The organism is Paraburkholderia sp. BR10936 (assembly GCF_040965735.1).
Classification (GTDB): domain Bacteria; phylum Pseudomonadota; class Gammaproteobacteria; order Burkholderiales; family Burkholderiaceae; genus Paraburkholderia; species Paraburkholderia nodosa_A.
Genome location: NZ_JBFRCM010000022.1, coordinates 107650 through 125869 on the forward strand (window position 1 = coordinate 107650; position 18220 = coordinate 125869).

The 18220-nt window shown below is 62.5% G+C and carries 17 protein-coding genes; 13 read left to right on the plus strand and 4 right to left on the minus strand.

Annotated elements, in window-relative coordinates; genetic code table 11:
- Positions 1 to 4 precede the first annotated feature (4 nt).
- Positions 5 to 808 (minus strand): IclR family transcriptional regulator, encoded by an 804-nt coding sequence (locus AB4Y36_RS34325; protein WP_368618982.1) that lies wholly within the window; start codon positions 806 to 808, stop codon positions 5 to 7.
- Positions 809 to 944: 136 nt separating this feature from the next.
- Here AB4Y36_RS34325 and AB4Y36_RS34330 point away from each other — a divergent pair, with 136 nt between their 5' ends.
- The 8 genes from AB4Y36_RS34330 to AB4Y36_RS34365 all read left to right on the plus strand — a co-directional run bounded on the left by AB4Y36_RS34330 (position 945) and on the right by AB4Y36_RS34365 (position 9588).
- Positions 945 to 1928, plus strand: a complete 984-nt coding sequence (locus tag AB4Y36_RS34330) for a hydroxymethylglutaryl-CoA lyase (protein WP_368618983.1) — start codon at positions 945 to 947, stop codon at positions 1926 to 1928.
- Entirely contained in the window at positions 1925 to 3199 is a 1275-nt protein-coding gene (locus AB4Y36_RS34335) for a CaiB/BaiF CoA transferase family protein (RefSeq protein WP_368685343.1), read from the plus strand. Before AB4Y36_RS34330 ends, AB4Y36_RS34335 begins: the two co-directional genes overlap by 4 nt.
- An 81-nt stretch (positions 3200 to 3280) precedes the next feature.
- Positions 3281 to 4594, plus strand: a complete 1314-nt coding sequence (locus AB4Y36_RS34340; RefSeq protein ID WP_368685344.1) for an MFS transporter — start codon at positions 3281 to 3283, stop codon at positions 4592 to 4594.
- Complete coding sequence (locus AB4Y36_RS34345; RefSeq protein ID WP_368618985.1) at positions 4591 to 5721, plus strand: amidohydrolase; 1131 nt, start codon at positions 4591 to 4593, stop codon at positions 5719 to 5721. The genes AB4Y36_RS34340 and AB4Y36_RS34345 overlap by 4 nt, the downstream gene beginning before the upstream one ends.
- A gap of 544 nt (positions 5722 to 6265) precedes the next feature.
- On the plus strand, positions 6266 to 7048 hold the full coding sequence (locus AB4Y36_RS34350; RefSeq protein WP_368685345.1) for a hypothetical protein: 783 nt from the start codon (positions 6266 to 6268) through the stop codon (positions 7046 to 7048).
- A gap of 38 nt (positions 7049 to 7086) precedes the next feature.
- Positions 7087 to 7533 carry a hypothetical protein gene (locus tag AB4Y36_RS34355; protein ID WP_069268398.1) on the plus strand — a complete coding sequence of 149 codons (447 nt, stop codon included), beginning with the start codon at positions 7087 to 7089 and terminating at the stop codon, positions 7531 to 7533.
- Between the two features lie 55 nt (positions 7534 to 7588).
- The gene (locus AB4Y36_RS34360) at positions 7589 to 8254 is read left to right on the plus strand and encodes a response regulator transcription factor (RefSeq protein ID WP_069268397.1); all 666 of its coding nucleotides are present in this window, start codon (positions 7589 to 7591) and stop codon (positions 8252 to 8254) included.
- Positions 8230 to 9588, plus strand: a complete 1359-nt coding sequence (locus tag AB4Y36_RS34365) for a HAMP domain-containing sensor histidine kinase (RefSeq protein ID WP_069268396.1) — start codon at positions 8230 to 8232, stop codon at positions 9586 to 9588. The genes AB4Y36_RS34360 and AB4Y36_RS34365 overlap by 25 nt, the downstream gene beginning before the upstream one ends.
- 775 nt (positions 9589 to 10363) lie before the next feature.
- On the opposite strand, the gene AB4Y36_RS34370 is transcribed toward AB4Y36_RS34365, so the two are convergent.
- Positions 10364 to 11740, minus strand: coding sequence for a hypothetical protein (locus AB4Y36_RS34370; RefSeq protein WP_069268395.1), 1377 nt, complete (start codon positions 11738 to 11740; stop codon positions 10364 to 10366).
- A complete protein-coding gene (locus tag AB4Y36_RS34375; protein WP_368685346.1) occupies positions 11704 to 12099 on the minus strand; it encodes a hypothetical protein in 396 nt (131 codons plus the stop codon). The genes AB4Y36_RS34370 and AB4Y36_RS34375 overlap by 37 nt, the downstream gene beginning before the upstream one ends.
- 508 nt (positions 12100 to 12607) lie before the next feature.
- Between AB4Y36_RS34375 and AB4Y36_RS34380 the strand changes: the two genes are divergently transcribed.
- Complete coding sequence (locus AB4Y36_RS34380; protein WP_368605647.1) at positions 12608 to 13195, plus strand: hypothetical protein; 588 nt, start codon at positions 12608 to 12610, stop codon at positions 13193 to 13195.
- A gap of 102 nt (positions 13196 to 13297) precedes the next feature.
- Here AB4Y36_RS34380 and AB4Y36_RS34385 read toward each other — a convergent pair whose 3' ends face one another.
- Positions 13298 to 15340 (minus strand): ParB/RepB/Spo0J family partition protein, encoded by a 2043-nt coding sequence (locus tag AB4Y36_RS34385; protein ID WP_368685347.1) that lies wholly within the window; start codon positions 15338 to 15340, stop codon positions 13298 to 13300.
- Positions 15341 to 15557: 217 nt separating this feature from the next.
- Here AB4Y36_RS34385 and AB4Y36_RS34390 point away from each other — a divergent pair, with 217 nt between their 5' ends.
- From AB4Y36_RS34390 to AB4Y36_RS34405, 4 genes are all read left to right on the plus strand, one after another.
- The gene (locus tag AB4Y36_RS34390) at positions 15558 to 15974 is read left to right on the plus strand and encodes an antirestriction protein (RefSeq protein ID WP_069268392.1); all 417 of its coding nucleotides are present in this window, start codon (positions 15558 to 15560) and stop codon (positions 15972 to 15974) included.
- A 51-nt stretch (positions 15975 to 16025) separates the two neighbouring features.
- Entirely contained in the window at positions 16026 to 16853 is an 828-nt protein-coding gene (locus AB4Y36_RS34395; protein ID WP_069268391.1) for a DUF932 domain-containing protein, read from the plus strand.
- Positions 16854 to 16904: 51 nt separating this feature from the next.
- Positions 16905 to 17213 (plus strand): hypothetical protein, encoded by a 309-nt coding sequence (locus AB4Y36_RS34400; protein ID WP_069268390.1) that lies wholly within the window; start codon positions 16905 to 16907, stop codon positions 17211 to 17213.
- Positions 17214 to 17276: 63 nt separating this feature from the next.
- On the plus strand, positions 17277 to 17507 hold the full coding sequence (locus AB4Y36_RS34405; protein ID WP_069268411.1) for a DUF3717 domain-containing protein: 231 nt from the start codon (positions 17277 to 17279) through the stop codon (positions 17505 to 17507).
- Positions 17508 to 18220 lie beyond the last annotated feature (713 nt).

An 18220-nucleotide genomic window follows, 5' to 3' on the forward strand; every position in this document is an offset into this window, starting at 1 on the left:
CACTTCAGCTTCTATTAGCAAATTCCGCGATGCTGGCATCGTATCGACCACCCTTGCCGCCGAGCGCAACGGTCGCGCGTTTTGCACTGACAAGTAAGGCCGCAACGGCCGCGTCGAGGGTCGAAGGAGTACCAAATCTCTCTTTCGGTCCCGACAGCGTGAGCGCACCCACCAACTCGCCAGTCGAGTCGAACACGGGGACGGACGTCGAAGCGGTTTCGGGATCGCGTTCACCAAAAGACGCCGCCCAAAGAGCGTCGCGCACTTCGCTCCAGCGAGGATCCTGTGCCTCAGTGAAAGCGAGCAGCACCTTGCCGGAGGCACCTTTGTCGATCGGGAACTCTTCGCCGACGCGAATTGACACACGCACGCTCCTCGTCGGCTCGACACGATACAGCACCAGTCGATGATCGCCCTGCCGCACATAGAACGACGCCGTTTCCCCCAGGTCGCGGCTCAATTGCTGAAGCAACGGCTCGATAACGGGACCGACCTGGAAGGATCGCTGATAGAGCGCGGCGAGCCGTAGTGGCTGGTGGCCGACGCCGTACTGCCCGTCACTCATTTTTCGGATGAAGCCTCCATGCTCCAGCGCGCCCAGCAGGCGCAAGGCCGTGCTTTTGTACAACCCCGTGCGCCGCGAGAGTTCGGTAAGCGTCAACTGGTCGTCGGTCGGCCCGAACGCGTTGAGGATGGCGAACGCACGGTCGAGCACAGCTACGCCGCTGGAACTGTCATTGGCAGTGTCGGATGGCTCAGGCGTTGAAAGGGCATCAGCGGTCACGGCGTGTTTGGTCGTCTTGATCATAAGTGGCATCGTATCGTTCTATCTGACAGAACTCAAGTTCTATCCGTGGGTTTACCCCGCTTTCGCGGGTGTTTGGATGCGCCTATAGTTCTCTCTAACGAAACATTGGTCTGTCTGACAGAACTAAGGGCCGAATATGAGCACTTCAAGTCCGAAGGTGCTGATCAGCGAGGTCGGGCCGCGCGACGGTCTGCAAAGCATCAAGAGCGTCATGCCCACTGCTGCGAAGCTGCGATGGATTTCCGCACTCGCGGCTGCGGGAATCAAGGAAATCGAAGTGGGATCGTTCGTGCCGGCGAAGTTGCTGCCGCAGATGGCTGACATCCGCGAAGTCGTGGTGCATGCCCTCTCAATCCCGGATCTGCACGTCGCGGTTCTCGCACCAAATCTTCGTGGAAGCCAGAGCGCCTTCGAAGCGGGTGTGCATAAGGTGACGCTTCCCGTTTCGGTGACCAACGAACATTCGCTGGCCAATATCCGGAAAACCAATGAGCAGATGATCGAAGAAGTCCGCAATATCGTCGCGCTTCGCAACGAACAGTTTCCGGGCGTGCAAATCGAGGCAGGCATTTCCGTTGCCTTCGGCTGCACGATTGCGGGCACCGTGAGCGACGATCAAACGATGCGCATGTGCCAGGCAATGGCCAAGAGCGGCGTCGACGAAATTGGCCTCTCCGATACCAGCGGCTATGCGAATCCGGCACAGGTTCGCCGGCTGTTCCGTCGGTTGCAATCGGAATTCGGCGCGAAGGCTGGCGGCGCACATTTCCATAACACGCGCGGACAGGGTTTAGCGAACGTCGTCGCCGCGCTCGAGGTCGGTGTGACGACAATTGATTCGAGTCAGGCCGGCCTGGGCGGCTGTCCTTATGCGCCAGGCGCCACCGGCAACATCGTGACCGAGGATCTGGCGTTTCTGCTCGAAGCGATGGGCTACGACACCGGTGTGGACATCGACAGGCTCATTGCCGCGCGCGCCATTCTCGCGGAGGCACTGCCTGGCGAAGCGTTATATGGGCACGTGCAGGACGCGGGTCTTCCAAAGGGATTCGCGTATGCCGATGGCCGCGCGCCCAGCGCGCCGCAACCGGAAGGCTGCCTGACTGGAGTAGCGCAATGAGCGACGTGCAAGCAAACCAGAATCTCCCGTATGGCAGCGTACGCGTCGTCGAGATGACGCACATGGTGATGGGGCCGACATGCGGCATGGTGCTGGCGGACCTGGGCGCGGAAGTGATCAAGGTCGAGCCTGTTTCCGGCGACAGCACACGTCTTTTGCGCGGTTCCGGTGCGGGCTTCTTCAGCACGTTCAACCGCAACAAGAAGAGTATCGCGGTCGACGTAAAAGATCCCCGCGGCGTGGAGATCGTTCACAAGCTTCTTGCCGGGGCGGACGTGTTCAGCGAAAACTTCAAGAGCGGCACGATGGATAAGCTCGGCCTCGGTTACGCCGCGCTGTCCAGGCTCAATCCGCGTCTTGTCTACGTGTCGCATAAGGGCTTTCTGCCCGGCCCGTACGATCATCGCACCGCGCTCGACGAGGTCGTGCAGATGATGGGCGGCCTCGCTTATATGACCGGACCCGACGGCAGACCGTTGCGAGCAGGGACGAGTGTCAACGACATCATGGGTGGAATGTTCGGCGCGATCGGTGCGATGGCAGCGCTGGCTCAACGCGAACGCACGGGACGTGGTCAGGAAGTACAGAGCGCACTGTTCGAGAACAATGTATTTCTCGTCGCCCAGCACATGATGCAGTACGCGGTGACCGGTAAGGCCGCGGCACCGATGCCGAGCCGCATTTCAGCATGGGCGGTCTATGACGTGTTCTCGGTCAAAAACGGCGAGCAGATCTTCCTCGCGGTTGTCTCGGATACGCAATGGCAACTGTTTTGCGACGCTTTCGGGCTTGCAGAACTCAAGGCTGACGAGCGGATCGCTTCCAACAATCAGCGTGTGCAGGCCCGTGAACGGTTGTTGCCGCAGCTTCGAAAACATATGGAAGCGTTCTCGGCTGCCGAGATCAGCGCAATCTTCGAGCGCTGCGGACTGCCGTATGCGCCGATCACGAAACCGCAGGATCTGTTCGATGATCCGCACCTGCTCGCTACCGGCGGACTCGCCGAGGTGACTTTGCCGCCCGACGCAAGCGGCGCAGGGCAGGCTATTGCGACGCGGACTGCGCTGCTGCCTTTGACGCTTGGCGGTGAGCGTCTGCACCTGCGTGCGGCGCCGCCTTCGCTGGGTCAGGATACCCAGGCGCTGCTGACGGGTCTCGGCTACACGCCGGAGGATCTCAGGCAGTTGACCGAGGCCGGGATCGTCAAGTGTCAGGACGCTCAGCCTGGCGATGCGTCGAACCCATCGGCGAACGAACTCGCCAGCGCCTGACGTTGCAACACCCACAAAGAATCACCGAGCCGCAGAGGCCACTGAGCCTTCTGCGCGCCTTGATTCGTCTGGAGACGAGACATGACATCCATTTCATCGAACACCACGACAGGCAGCGTGGTGGCTTCCACCGTCGAGCAGTCTGCGGTTAGAAAAGCCGCGTGGCGGTTCATTCCGCTACTCGCGCTTGCGTATTTCTTCAATTATCTTGATCGCACCAGCGTCGGTTTCGCGGCGTTGACGATGAATCACGATCTTGGCTTGAGCGCCACCCAATTCGGCTGGGGTGCGGGCATCATGTTCGCCGGGTACTGTGTGTTCGAGGTTCCGAGCAACCTGGCGCTATACCGCTTCGGCGCGCGACGCTGGCTTGCCCGCATCATGATCACGTGGGGCTTTTTCGCAGCGGCAACCGCGCTCGCCGTGGGGCCAAAAAGCTTCTACGTGATCCGGCTGCTGCTCGGTATCGGTGAGGCCGGCTTCTTTCCGGGTGTGATCTTTTTTCTCGCGGTCTGGTTTCCGGCTAGCTATCGCACTCGCGTGCTCGCATGGTTCACCGTCTCCACGCCGCTGTCGTCGCTCGTCGGTGGTCCGCTGTCCGCGGGACTGCTCCATATGGACGGTGTCCTGGGACTGGCGGGCTGGCGGTGGATGTTCATCGTTCAAGGACTGCCCGCGTGTGTCCTCGGTTTTCTGGTACTGAAAATGTTGGCGGACAAACCCGCCGATGCGAAGTGGTTGTCCCAGGAGGAACGGCAAGCTCTTCAAGGCGCGTTCGATCGGGAAGGCGCGTCCGGTCAGAAAAAGAAAAATTTCGTCGCAGCGTTGAAGGACGTACGCACCTACATTCTTGCGATGATCTCCTTCGGCTTCACGATGGGCTCTTACGGCATCGGTATCTGGCTGCCTCAGATGCTGAGGGCTCACGGGATGAGCGTGACGCAGACCGGCTGGATGTCGGCCGTGCCTTATTTCTTTGCCACAATCGCATTGCTCTGGTGGGCAAAGCGGGTCGATCGTCGCGGCGGCCCGATCGCCAATCTCGCCGCAGGGCTTTTGATTGGTGCGATTGCGCTGGGTGTCTCGACGTATTTCCATCAACTGGTTCCGGCCATGACCGGTATTACGCTGGCGTTGATCGGCACGATTGCGGGCCGCACGATCTTCTATACACTGCCGGCCCGGTTCCTTTCCGGACAGGCGGCTGCGGGTGGCCTCGCCTTCATTAACTCCATTGGTGCGCTCGGCGGATTTGCGGGACCGTACCTGGTGGGTTATCTGAAGGACAGTTTCCGTACGTTCTCGGCCGGCATGATTGGTCTTTCGATCGTGCTAGGCATCACGACTTTGCTGACCTTGTCGCTTTATGCCTTTGGCCGCGGGGAACAGGAATGAACAAATGCCCTTCGCCGCGGCGCCGGCAGCTGATTGGCGCTGCCGCAGCATCATTGATTTTCCCCGCTGTCACTCTGCGTCAAGCATTCGCAAAAGAGGAAACGCATTCCGTGAGTACAACCAGCAACTATCTTTCCGTTCGGGCTGACTGGCTCGCTTCCGGCACCGAAGCGGCGCTTGAGCCCGACCTGCCGATCGTCGACGCGCATCATCACTTTTATGATCGTCCGGGCTGGACCTATCTTCTCGATGAGTATCTTCAGGACGCGCAAACGGGCCATAACATCACCGCGTCGGTGTTCATGCAGGGGCTGACACGATATCGCCCGTCTGGTCCTGAGTCGCTGCGCCCGGTCGGAGAAATCGAGTATGTTGCTGGCGTCACGGCGCCTTTGCAAAAAAGCAAGCCGGAGGTTGCGAAGGGTATGGTCGGCTATGCAGATCTTCGCAGGGGAGCGGCGGTTCGCGATGTTCTCGAAGCAGAACTGCATGCCGGAGATGGTCGGTTCCGTGGCGTTCGACATCTCGTTACCTGGGATGCTGACCAGACGCTCGTCAATCCATTGTCGGCGGCGCCTCGAGGGCTGCTGCTCGACTCCGGCTACCGGGCAGGCGTCGCACAACTGGCTCCGCTGGGCCTGTCGTACGACGCATGGCTATTCTTCCCGCAGTTGCCGGAGCTGTTCGACCTGGCGAAGGCCTATCCTGATACGCCTTTCATCATCAACCATTGCGGAGGCGTGGTCCGGATTGCCAGCTATGCAAATCAGCGCGCAGAAGTGTTTGATGCCTGGTCCCGCTCGATGCGTACGCTCGCCCAGTTGCCGAATGTCTTTGTGAAGGTGGGCGGCCTCGGCATGCGCATTAATGGCTTCGAGTTTGAAAAGGGCGAACGTCCGTCGTCCTCGGACGATTTGGCCAAAACATGGAAGCCATGGATGTACACATGTATCGAGGCGTTCGGTGCAGAGCGCTGCATGTTCGAGAGCAACTTCCCGGTGGACAAGGGTTCCTATCCATTCAGCAACGGTTGGAACGCCTTCAAGAAGTTGACTGCGCACGCTAGCGCTGGCGAACGCGAGGCTTTGTTCCGCGGGACCGCGCGCAAGGTTTATCGCCTTACGTGAGCGCGTCGCATGGAGCGGCGGCAGGCGGCAAGCCTGGAATGACCGCTGTCCTTCCGACAGCTGCCTTCGGGCAATCCGTTGCGTATGACCGGATGGGGTCGGCTGCTGCCGAACGTCTGGACTTCGTCAAACGCTGAACTCCTATACCTTTTCCCAAATTCGGCGTAAGGCGCCGACGAACGACCCTGGCGAAGTGTGCCCACACGTCGTCAACGCTTACGTCGGGGGCAACAGATCAGAAAACCGCATCCGTTGTCATTGCTCGCCAGACCGCCAGGCGGCGACGTGACCTGCCCGAGGAAAAGCCCCATGTCGGACGTGCCGTCGCCGAAGTCCGGCGCCGGCGATGGAGCGCCCGTTGGCAGCGATCCACCGCAAAGTGACGAACCGGGCCAAGTGTCGATATATCCCCCTCCCTGTCTAGCAGCCCACCTGCGGTCGGTGTATGAGCCAGGAGGCGGCTCCAGAAGAACCCGGCTAAGGATCTGCTAAGTCTGAGCGATCAGACTGCAGGTCCGTCACCCGATTTCCGAGGAGTCGCCGTATGACCTACACGTCCGATCGACCGGCGACACGCTGGCTCAACAAGGTTCCCGCGATCACTTTCGCGTTCTGGATCATCAAGATCATGTCGACCACGGTCGGCGAGACGGGTGCCGACTTTCTCGCGGTCAACGCGGGATGGGGACAAGGCGCAACGCGCGCGCTGATGACGTCGCTGCTTGCGATCGCGCTCATCCTGCAGATGCGCACGCGCAGGTACACACCATGGATCTACTGGCTTACGGTCGTGCTCGTGAGCGTCGTCGGCACGCAGATCACCGATCTGCTCACCGACGGCCTCGGTATCAGCCTCTACATCAGCACGGGCGTATTCGCCGTTGTGCTCGCGGCATTCTTCGCGATCTGGTATCGCGTCGAGGGCACCCTGGCGATCGACGCGATCGACACGGCGCGTCGCGAAGGGTTCTACTGGGCCGCGATCCTCTGCACGTTCGCGCTCGGCACGGCCGCCGGCGATCTCGCGACCGAAGCGCTGGGTCTCGGCTTCTCGCTCGGCGCGGTGTCGTTCGGCATCCTGCTGGCTGCGGCCTACACAGCATGGCGAATCGGCGCGAACGCGGTTCTCACGTTCTGGATCGCGTACATCCTGACGCGACCATTCGGGGCCTCGCTCGGCGACCTGCTCACGCAGTCGCGCAGCTACGGCGGGTTCGGCATGGGGGCCGCTTCGACGAGCCTGCTGTTCCTCACCGTGATCGTCGTGCTCGTCGCCGTCGCGCAGATCGGCGCGAGTAGCCGCGCGCGCGTCGAGACCGCCGAGTGACCGTCACGTTTCTTTCACCATCGAATCGAGGATTTTTCATGCGTTATCCCACCACGCTTTCGCGTCTGCTCGTTGCCGTTTCCGTGTGCGCTGCGCTCGGCCTCGCTGCCGGTTGCTCCAGACAGACCGGCAGCGCCGCCGCATCGACCACGGCGTCCGCCGCCGCACAGGGCGGTTCGCCCGCAAGCGCGTCGAAGCTCGGCGACCTCTCCCAGTTCCGCAGGATCGCGACCGATGTGTCCGTTCTCGTTGCCAGGGGCGACCTGGCTGGCGGCAAGACACGCATCAAGGATCTCGAGATCGCATGGGACGAGGCTGAAGCTGGCCTGAAGCCACGCGCGGCCGGCGACTGGCACGTACTCGACAAGGCGATCGACCGCGCGCTCGAAGCGCTGCGCGCCGACCACCCGCAGCAGAGCGACTGCACTGCCGCGATGGACGACCTCCTGCACACGTTCGACACGCTCGCCGGCAAGACCTCGTGACGCGCATGCGAAAATCACAGACGCTGATTCCGGCTATCGCTCGTGGAGTGGAGGCATGCGAATACTGCTTGTCGAAGACGACCCGATGATTGGCGAAGCTGTCCAGGCTGCGCTGAAGGACGCGTCGTACGCGGCGGATCGCGTCACGGACGGCGCGCTCGCGCTGACCGCGTTCGCCGCGCAGCGCTATGACCTGATCCTGCTCGACCTCGGCCTGCCCGGCCGGGACGGCCTCGGTGTGCTGGCCGGCATCCGCGCGAAGGGCAGCGCGGTACCGGTCATCATCATCACCGCGCGAGACGGCCTCGACGACCGCCTGCGCGGGCTCGACGGCGGCGCCGACGATTACATCCTCAAACCCTTCGAAATGGCCGAACTGCTCGCGCGGATTCGCGTGGCGATCCGGCGTCAGGTCGGCTCGGCCGCGCCCGTGATGAGCAACGGCATCGTGTCGCTTGACCCGGCGACACGCGAAGTCGCGGTCGGCGAGTGTACGCCGGTACAGTTGTCGAACCGTGAGTTTTCGTTGCTACGCGCGCTGCTCGTACGCCCCGGCGCGATCCTGTCGCGCAGCGAGCTCGAGGACCGCATCTACGGCTGGGGCGAGGAAGTCGAAAGCAACGCAGTCGAAGTCCTGATCCACTCGCTGCGCCGCAAGCTCGGCAGCACTGTGATCAAGAACGTCAGAGGTGTCGGATGGATGGTGTCAAGAAACGGCTGAAAGAATCGATCCAGTTCCGCCTGTCAGTCGCGCTCTCGGTTGCGATCCTGGTCGTCGCGACCGCGGCGGCGGCCTTCTCGTTCTCGTCGGCGTACGTCGAGGCACATGAATTCCAGGACGACGTGCTGCGTCAGATTGCGACGCTGCTCGATCGTCAGAGCGCGCCGATGCCTGCTTCGCCGACCGGCAGCGCCACACGCACGCCGGAAAGCGACGAAGTACCGCGCGTGATCGTCGAACCGCTGAACCGCGACGGGGCGCCGCTTGCTGCCAGCGACCGGCGACTCGCCGGTGCAGCGACGCTGCCGGACGGTTTCCATACGCTCGATGCGGACGGACAGACGCTGCGCGTGCTGATTCACACGCTCGCGAACGGCGAGCGTATCGCAGTCGCCCAGGATGCGGGCGTGCGGGATGACACCGCGCGCGAAGGCGCATGGCGGACAGCGATGCCGCTCATCATCCTGCTGCCGATTCTGCTGCTGGTCGTCGCCGATCTCGTACGCAAGATGCTGCGGCCGGTCGCGTCGCTGTCGGCCGAAATCGACGCGCGCAGCGAGCACGACCTGCAGCCAGTCGAGACCGATCACCTGCCCGCCGAGGTGCGGCCGTTCGTCGTGGCGATCAACCGGATGCTCGGACGTGTGGCGCAGTCGGTCGATGCGCAGCGCCGCTTCGTCGCCGACGCAGCGCACGAGCTTCGCTCACCACTCACGGCGATGTCGCTGCAGGCGGAGCGGCTCGGCGAGACGGATCTACCTGTTGACGCACGCGCGCGCCTGACCACGCTGCGCGGCGGCCTTGAGCGCAGCCGCAATCTGATCGAGCAGTTGCTCGCACTCGCACGGATACAGGCGAAGACAGCGCGGCCCATGGAACCGGTGTCGGTCCACGCGACCTGGCGGCGTGTGCTCGAAGACCTGATGCCACTTGCTGAAGCGAAGCATATTGATATCGGCGTCGAAGACGGGCCGGATGTGCGAGTGAGCGTCGACAGCATCGAGCTGACGACACTGATCAAGAATCTCGTCGACAACGCGATTCGCTACACGCCAGACAGGGGACGAGTCAATCTGGCCGTCCGGGAGACAGGAAGTCAGGCGCTGTTGACCGTTACCGACAACGGCCCGGGCATCTCGCCGCACGAGCGTGCTCGTGTGTTCGATCCGTTTTATCGCATCCCGGGTAACGAGCAGATCGGCTCAGGGCTCGGACTGGCAATCGTCCGGACGATTGCCGAGCGGATGGGTGCCGAAGTGAGTCTGGCACCCACCGACACGCATACGCAACGCGGCTTGCGCGTGTCGATGCGGATTCCATCGCAATCTCGCTGATCTCGCTGTGAGCGCACATCTTCCCGCCTCCGTCAGTCCGTACCCGGGGTGTCGTCAAGCCTCGGAAGTTTAAATTGACCCGGGCGGCGAGCGCTGATGGTCGCAAAGCCACGGACTTGATGAGCGGCCAATCTGCGATCTGACGTCCTCGTACAGGGAGCAGGGACGTAACTGTGTCATGGATGAAGCGGAACACCACGGCCACCACCACCGGTCACTCCGCAAGCGCGCCATCCTGATCAGAAAAGGCCGCCCTGCCGCGTGTCCCGCGCCGGGGGCAGCGACGCCCGGGCGCGCCGGGCCGCCGCACGTGCGCGACCAGTTCCGCCCTCGCCGCTCAGGAAGCCCGTCCCGCTGCCAAGCGTCAGGCCATCGGATCGATACGAGCCCGACACGTCAGGAGGTACACCACTCCCGCAGTTACCTCACTTGCTGGAGACGGGGGTTTTGCACCGTCTGCCTATGCTGGGAGGTTGGGCGCCGAAAGACCGTTAGTCGCATTTATGGACGGCCATCGCGGTTGGCAGCAGACGGGATTTGACAGTTGCCCGGTAATGTTGAAAAAGGCGCATTCGGTAATGGGCGCCCCGCAGCCGTCAACCATTGCGCACGGCCGCAACGATATTCACAACGGTCGGCAAGCTGTGACGCCCCCCAGCATGGCCGCTACCCAGGCGTCGTGGTCGGCGTCGCGCTGGTGATGGCGCGTGAGTCGCCGGCAAGAAGCGGAGCATCAATCAGAAAGATGAGCGGCTGACGGGGCACCGTGAATCGTTCAGACTGGCCTGGTCTGCGAAACACCGGCGAGATGCAGGATCTTTGCTGCGACCCTGCGGAAAAACGCGTCGTCCCGTTCCTTCTGGGCAGCATCATCAGCGACGCGATGCTCGATCAGAATGCCGCGGCGCTTCATGATTTCCTGAGTACGCAACTTGCGCTCGAGGTAGTCAGGATCGTCGGCGCCCATCGTCTCGATGACGATACGGTGCAGCCGTGCCGCAACGCCAACCGCTGCCACCGATCGGAACGTCAGTTCAAAGTCGGGGCGGCACCACTGGCTCGGCGCGTCGGTCCGCCTCACCTCCCGGTCAAAGAGCGGTTTCCAGAGCGTCACGTCAACGCCGTGCTTTTTGACCCACGCCATGACGTCGAACAGCAATTTCAGCGTGACTCGCTCATACCGGCTGTCCAGAGGTACGGGGCGCGCAAACGAATACGCATGCTGCGCGAACGCTTCCCGAACGCGCGCGTTGCCGTCGCGATCGCGGTCTACCACGCCGAGCACCCAGTAAGGGGGCTGCGTCAGTCGCTGATCGCGGCCTCCGGCGCGGATACCCTTTTCCGGGCGAAGAATGCACTCGCCCATGCTCGTTTTCTTGATTGCAGCGCCTGCGCGAAGCTCGTCGGCGACGAACAGCAGTAGCGCACTGCGTGCCTTCTTTTTCGGCCATACCAGGGCGTCGACCTCTGTCATCTTCTCGTTGAGATGTGTCCATGGCTTGAAATAGAGTATCTGCGAGAGTGATAGCTGCGGGCTCAGCGCCTGATCTGCTGCATATGCCTCGAGCCGCTCCCACGTTCTGGACTTGTCATTTAACGCGTCGACGTGCAGCCGTGCGAACCCGGCGTCGTCAAGAAGCGTGTGCAGGATGCGTCCGAGCCGCGGCAGGCGGCGCCCCCTTTCGCCAACGCCGCCCCCTGATCCCGTCGAGCCGCCCGGTCGTGCCGCGCCTTCATTCAGATCATCCAGGTAGTCAAGCGCGTCGCCCACTGGTCTGAGCGGATTGTGCTGGCCAGGGCGCGCGCAATCATCGTCCGGCTCAACGTCTTCCGGCTCCGGTGTCTGCCGGAACGACGCCAGGGCGCAGTGGTGCTCGCCGTATTGATGCATGCGCACGAAATGACGCGGGCCGTCTTCACGCATCCGAGCGGTCAACCGCGGCCGGCCACCGGGTGCTCTGACGCAGTCGCACTCGAGCCACAGACGCACATGTCGTCCGTCGTGCATCTCTTCGAGCACGGCTTCCACGAGTCTGACGTCCTCAGGCCGCACTTGCTGTCCGTCGCCGCAGAACCGCCGCACAGCTGCAGCTTCTTCAGCACTCAGATGTCGCCTCACCGTCCCGGGGTGATCCCGCTCGACAAGTTCCATGTTGCGCTCAGTGTGAGAGTCGGACGAGCATTGCGAGGCTGTGCACGCGCAGGAGCGAAGCCTTGTAGTCCAGAAACCCGCCATGCATCTGGCGGGCGAACGGTGGGATGGATACAGCTGCGCGTGTAGCCGTGTCTGATACAAGCGGTGCCAATGGTTCGGGGCGCGAACGACAGCCGTTGAAGGCGAACGATGCGTGATGACTGACTGCTCATGCGCACAAGACCGTCTTCGGCAAGAGTGCAAAGCATGTCGTTGATCTGCACCATCGACGTATCGAATCGCCTGGCCAGCTCGCCCGCAAGGTACTCGCGGCTCGACTCCATGATCTCAAGCATTCTTGCAGAATTGAGTTTCATCGGACTCCCCAGGAACAATGCTGAGAATATAGTGCCGTCGCCAGGGTCCCGTCGCCGCCCGCGCATGAAAAGCCCGAAGTGCACAGCTGGGAGCACGCCAATTTCGTGCTCACGGACATCGCGCACGCCGACGCCTTTGCGAAGATGCGCATGCAATTCCTTTGGTGAAAAACTCCTGGTGCGCCCAGACGCACGTGCCACCGGTCTGTCTGCAAAGCAGCGCCGAGCGCGCTCGTTGGCGGCGGCTGCCGGGTTCTCCAAGGGGTATCCCCTTGGAGCACGCTATATGTAGACGGAAATGCGTCAGCATTTCCGTCTACATATACGTCGTGCCTCGCCCCGCAGCCAAGCGCCGGTCGATAGATCACGCATGGGCCGTAATGAATCGACGCTCAATCATTTCTGGACGGCCTGCGGATCATGAAAGATCGCATACCTAACAGATAGGATGCACCTTTCGATCATTCGCGGCATACTGTGTCCGTTCCCCCTGACGTGAGCGCTCAAAATGGACGCCCTGATTGCGGTACAACGCGCGCAACGCCTCGACACCCTCGCGGCTTCGTCCGATGGCCGGTCCAAGACCGCCCAGCTTCGCGACGTGTTCGAGAGCGTTGAACGTGCCATTCGCTCGGGCGTCCGGTACGCCGCGATCATCCAGGAACTCGCCGCAACCGGACTCGTCTTCACCTATCAGACCTTTGCTCTGACACTCAAAAGAATCCGGCGCGAACGGGGCATCGTGTCCCGCCTCACGCGCGCGTCACAGGCGGAAACTGGCCCGGCAGTCAGTCGCGCTCCCGCAGACGTGCCAAGGCAGGCGGCTAACCCGGTAGCAGCCGAACGCGGTGTGCCCGACAGTGAAACTGGCGTGGCCCCGGCTGTGGCGGCCGCGCGCCCCGCGGTGCGTGAGCGGCGCCCGATTGCGCCTGTCGGTGCAAAGCTGCCCGACGACTGGCTCACCGCAGAACTGACGCTTGAGCAGAAACACCTGTTGACGCACGAACAACGCATAGCGCGCGCAGATGCCAAGGTCAAACAGTACTGGCCCAACCCGTTCGACCCGGTGCCCCCCGAAAAAGACCAACCGGCATGAGCGCCGGTAATTTGACCCTGCATTCGCACGTGCAATGAAAAACCGCCCGGACTTCCATCCGGACGGCTTCGTGTGGACTACTCGAATGCGCGCGACGCGCGCTCAGTACGGCGCGTCTTCCTCCTCGCCAGGCGAGGCCTGCGCTTCGGACACTCCGTCCGCTTCGGCTGCAGCGGCGTCGCCGTTTTCGTCGTATTCCTCCTCGTCATCCTCGTGGTAGCCGTACGTGACGCGCTCCGGTACCTCCCGGTTACGCAGCACTTCCGGCAGCCAGCCCGAGTCCGTCATGCGAAGTTCCGCCGTCGTCGCTGCAGCGTCCTTCTTCATGCCGCGCACTTCGCTTGCCGCCTGGGGCGATACGCTTTCGCCCACAACGGCAGCAATCCGGTCTTTCGCCACGTGTTCGAAATACCCGGAGCGCGTCGGCTTCCAGTAGCGCGAAAGATCCACCGCAAGCGTGTTCGAGATCTCGTTCACCGCGTGCGGGCGGTCTGCGCTGCTGATCCCGTCCACCGTCGCCGCCACGCAGAACGCGAAGAGATTCGACAGCACGTCCTCGCCCTGTTCCAGCAGCCATGGCAGCAGGTCTGCCGCGCGCCTGGGCAGCATGCGTGACCACTTCTCGCGTTCGCCTTCCAGTGCCTCCCAGGCCACGCTCTCGCCCATGTCGTCGGCATTCGATACCAGCGCCTCGCGCGTCGTGTGCACGTCGATCCTGACCGCGTAGTCCAAATACGCGCGCCCGTACACGTCATCGAAAACGACCGGAATCATGCGCTGCATCAGCACAGCAAGGGCTACGGTCGGTTGCTGCGCAAGCTCGATCTGGACGGCGGCGGTACGGTGCGCGGTCAATCGTTTGCACAGCTTCTCTCCGTGCAACGGACGCTCCTTCGGTGCGCGCGCCGCACCTGCGCTCACCGCGTGCGTTGCGCGTGCCTGCGCAGTCGGTGCCTCCTCGCGTCGCACCAGCCCCCGCTCAATACAGACTCGGCCCTCGTCATCGAGATAGACATATGCGCCTGCCTGCTTCATCTCTTCCGGGTCAAACGCCTCGAAGCGCTCCGCGTACTGGTCCACGGCAAACGTCGCCGCCGTGGCCTCAGCCTCCAGACGCTCGCCCCGTTCTTCGTCCGGCTCACCGTCCTCGTCGTTGTACGCGTTTAGCGCGGCCTGAGCGGCGTCGGTCGTTGCGGTGAGCGCGGCCAGTTCGGCTTTCTCGTCCTTCGTCGGCTTGCGGGTGGTCGAGCCGATCCGGCCACAACGCAGGATCTCCATCGCCGGGTATTGCGTCCGTGCCTCGATCCATTGCCAGCCTTCCCTTCCGACCGCCTGGGATAGCTCGATCAGCCGTTCCGTTGCGAGCCGGTGCAACAGTTCGGCATCTTCCAGGTATCCCGCGTTTGCGTCGTCGCTGAACAGGTCGCGCCTCACGCGTCCGCCTGCCGCCTCGTAGGCGTCCAGGCCAACAAACCGCGCCAGGGCGCTTTCGCGTGCATCGATTGCCGCGAGCGTGATGGCCTTGCGCAACTCGTCCGGTCGCCGCTGCCAGCTATTGACGGCTTCGCCCCATACGCGTTCCTGCGTCGCGCGGTCATCAGCCAGGGCCAGCACCTTCGCCTGTTCGTAGTCGAGCCTGTCATTACGCAACAGGTCGAGCAGTGACGGCGAAAGGTTGGCGATTTTCAGCGCGCGGCGTACCGCAACATCCGGCACCGCGAACAGCGCTGCGATATGCGCCACGCTCTTTCCTTCCTCCATCAGCAGCCGGAATGCCACGCACTCATCCGCCAGATGCATCGCCTCACGTTCGCGGTTTTCGATTAGCGACGCGGCGACGGCTTCGCCCTCGCTGACGATCAGGACAGGTACTTCGTAGTCTTTAGTAATCCGCCCCTGCTCAACCAAAAGGTCGAGTGCAGCCAGGCGGCGCTGGCCCGCGCATACGCCAAGTTTCGGCAACTTCGCGCGGCCCTTCATTTCATGCACGACGAGGTTCTGCATCAAGCCTTTTTCGCCAATGGTTTCGGCCAGGGCTTCGATGCCGGTCAGCGCTTTCTTGCGAACGTTCAGGGATGACAGGCAAAGGCGGTTGTATGGAACGTACTGAATTCCACCGGCTGCGTTCGAGGTGGGTTCGGTCATCAGATTTCTCCGGTTCGGCCATCGCTTCATTGCGAGGCACAACTCTATTATATAGGGCTTTTAGCCCTTATAATGGCAATTGAAAATATGATTTATCATCTATTTCAGTATACACATCCAATCAAAAAGCCGTAATCACTCATTGATAGTTAGGGCTTTTAGACCTAATATAAACGTGTGCCTCGCAATGAAGCGATGGCCGAACCGGAGAAATCCGATGACCACTGAAGTTCAAAACCGCGTTACTTCTTCTGTCGTTCCCGACGAGTTGCGCCTGAAAGTGCTACTGCGCTACCTCGGTCGTCACTACCTCACAGGGGAATCCTTGGTGTATGACTGGGCCGCTCGTCTGTGCAGCAGATACGAGGGAGGTTTCTGGCATTTCTTCTCCCTCTCCAATGACGGCTTTTACATGGCTCCGGCCGATTCGGGCCGCGTGCATGTGCGCTGGCATATGAACGGCTACAGCGACATGATGGGCGCGGATGCCTTCGGCATTACCGTCACCCTCTTCGCCCTCTGTCACCTCGCGGAAAAGACCCTTGATGACACGATCATCGAGCGTTACCACCAGTTGCGTGAGTTCGCCACGCAGCACGTTGAAGCCGCGAACATCCTGCGCGCCATCGACTAACCGACCGGCCCCGGCCCCCGGGCCGGGTTGGCTCCTTCATTGGGGAATCAAATGAACAAGCTTACAACTCGTTTTAGCGGGAATGCCGTCGCGCTGCGTTCGCAGCATCCTCTGACGAATGACCAGATTGCAGAGGTTGCGCCTTCCATTCTTGCCCACACCGCGCACGAAAGCCGTTCGGCGCGCTACAGCTACATTCCGACAGTCGATGTACTCGACGCCCTGCGCAAGGAAGGGTTTCAGCCTTTCATGGTCTGCCAGACCCGAGTGCGCAATGAAGACATGCGCGATTTCACCAAGCACATGATCCGCCTGAGGCATGCCGACCAGATCGGCGGTCGCGAAGCCAACGAGGTTATCCTGGTCAACTCGCACAATGGCGCATCGAGCTACCAGATGATCGCCGGAATGATTCGCTGGGCCTGCCAGAACGGCATCGTATGCGGCAACGTGACGAACGATATCCGCATCCCGCACAAGGGTGATGTGATTGGCGAGGTCATCGAAGGCGCATTCAAGGTGGTGAAAAGCTTTGATGAGACGGCAGCGCAACGCGAAGGGATGGCGGCAACGGTGCTCGATGAGGGCGAACAGGTCGCCTTCGCCCGCGCAGCGCTCGCGTTGCGCTACGACGAGGGCGCGCCTGTGCCAGTGACGGAACGGCAGATTCTCGCGCCGCGTCGCGTCGAGGATCAGGGCTCCGATATCTGGACCACCTTCAACCGTGTGCAGGAAAACATGATTCGCGGTGGGCTGCACGGTCGGAACGCGAAGGGCAAGGCGACCACGACCCGAGCCGTCGCGGGCATCGATCAAAACATCCGTCTGAATCGTGCCTTGTGGGTGCTGGCTGACGAACTGCGCCGCCTGCGCGGCTAACCGGATCGCCCTGGCTTTGCGGTCGGGGCGCACCCAGAAAGGGGATCTCACATGGATCTGCTCAACACCCGTCCTACGTGGCTGTCCGCGCTGCTGCCGCTCCTGGCTGTTTGGCAGTACGGAGACCGTGACATCGTTCGCGGCGAACTATATCGCATGGCCCTGTCGGCTGACGCGGCGGCACAATCCGCCGATGCGCTCCGGCGCATTGCCAGCATGCTCGATCACAACGGCAATCCGGTAGAGATGCGTCGCGAGGAATTGCGCGCCATCGCCCGCGTCGCCCTGGCTGGTTTCGAGCGCGTGCCACCCTACGCACCTGTTGCCACGCTCATGGAGCACGACGGGAATCTGCATTAAATTTTGACATCCTTAATAATATTCAACGCCCGCGTAGAAATCGCGCGGGCCCGTGACGCAACCATGACTACCGTCTTAACCATTACTGAAATTGAACAGGCAATCAACTACTGGTGCGCACAGGAATCGCGTGGCCAGGGCGGGGCGCTGTGTGCGAAAGCGCGCCCCCTGGCTGAAGTGTACGGCCTGATGATCTACGAGCGCGCCACGTCTGTAGCGGTGTCGCGGCTCACGCCCGAACAGGTCGACGCCGTCCGCAAGGCGCTTGGAAACCAGCAACCGCCACCGTGTTAGCCTCGCGATCTGTCGCGACGCTAACCGAACTGCCGCGCGCTGGCGTCCATCCCCCTGCAGGCCAGGAGGTTGGATAATCGCGGGAGCATCGCGCGCGCCGCGCGCCCGGATCGAGGCGCACGGGGTCCCCGATGGCCGCATCGTCGGACATGGGGAGAGCGCCGGCGCGCCGCGTCAGCGGCGGGACGATCCGGTTTAGCCTAGGCAGACCATGGGCCGGGGTCGTCAAGCGCCCGCAGGGCGCGTGTATTCCCCGCGGCGTAAGCCGTGGGGGCTGGATAATCACGGGAGCATCGCGCGCGCCGCGCGCCCGGATCGAGGCGCACGGGGTCCCCCATGGCCGCGTCGTCGGACATGGGGAGAGCGTCAGCGGCGGGACGATCCGGTTTAGCCCAGGCAGACCATGGGCCGGGGTCGTCAAGCGCCCGCAGGGCGCGTGTATTCCCCGCGGCGTAAGCCGTGGGGGCTGGATAATCACGGGAGCATCGCGCGCGCCGCGCGCCCGGATCGAGGCGCACGGGGTCCCCCCTGGCCGCATCGTCGGACATGGGGAGAGCGTCAGCGGCGGGACGATCCGGTTTAGCCCAGGCAGACCATGGGCCGGGGTCGTCAAGCGCCCGCAGGGCGCGTGTATTCCCCGCGGCGTAAGCCGTGGGGGCTGGATAATCACGGGAGCATCGCGCGCGCCGCGCGCCCGGATCGAGGCGCACGGG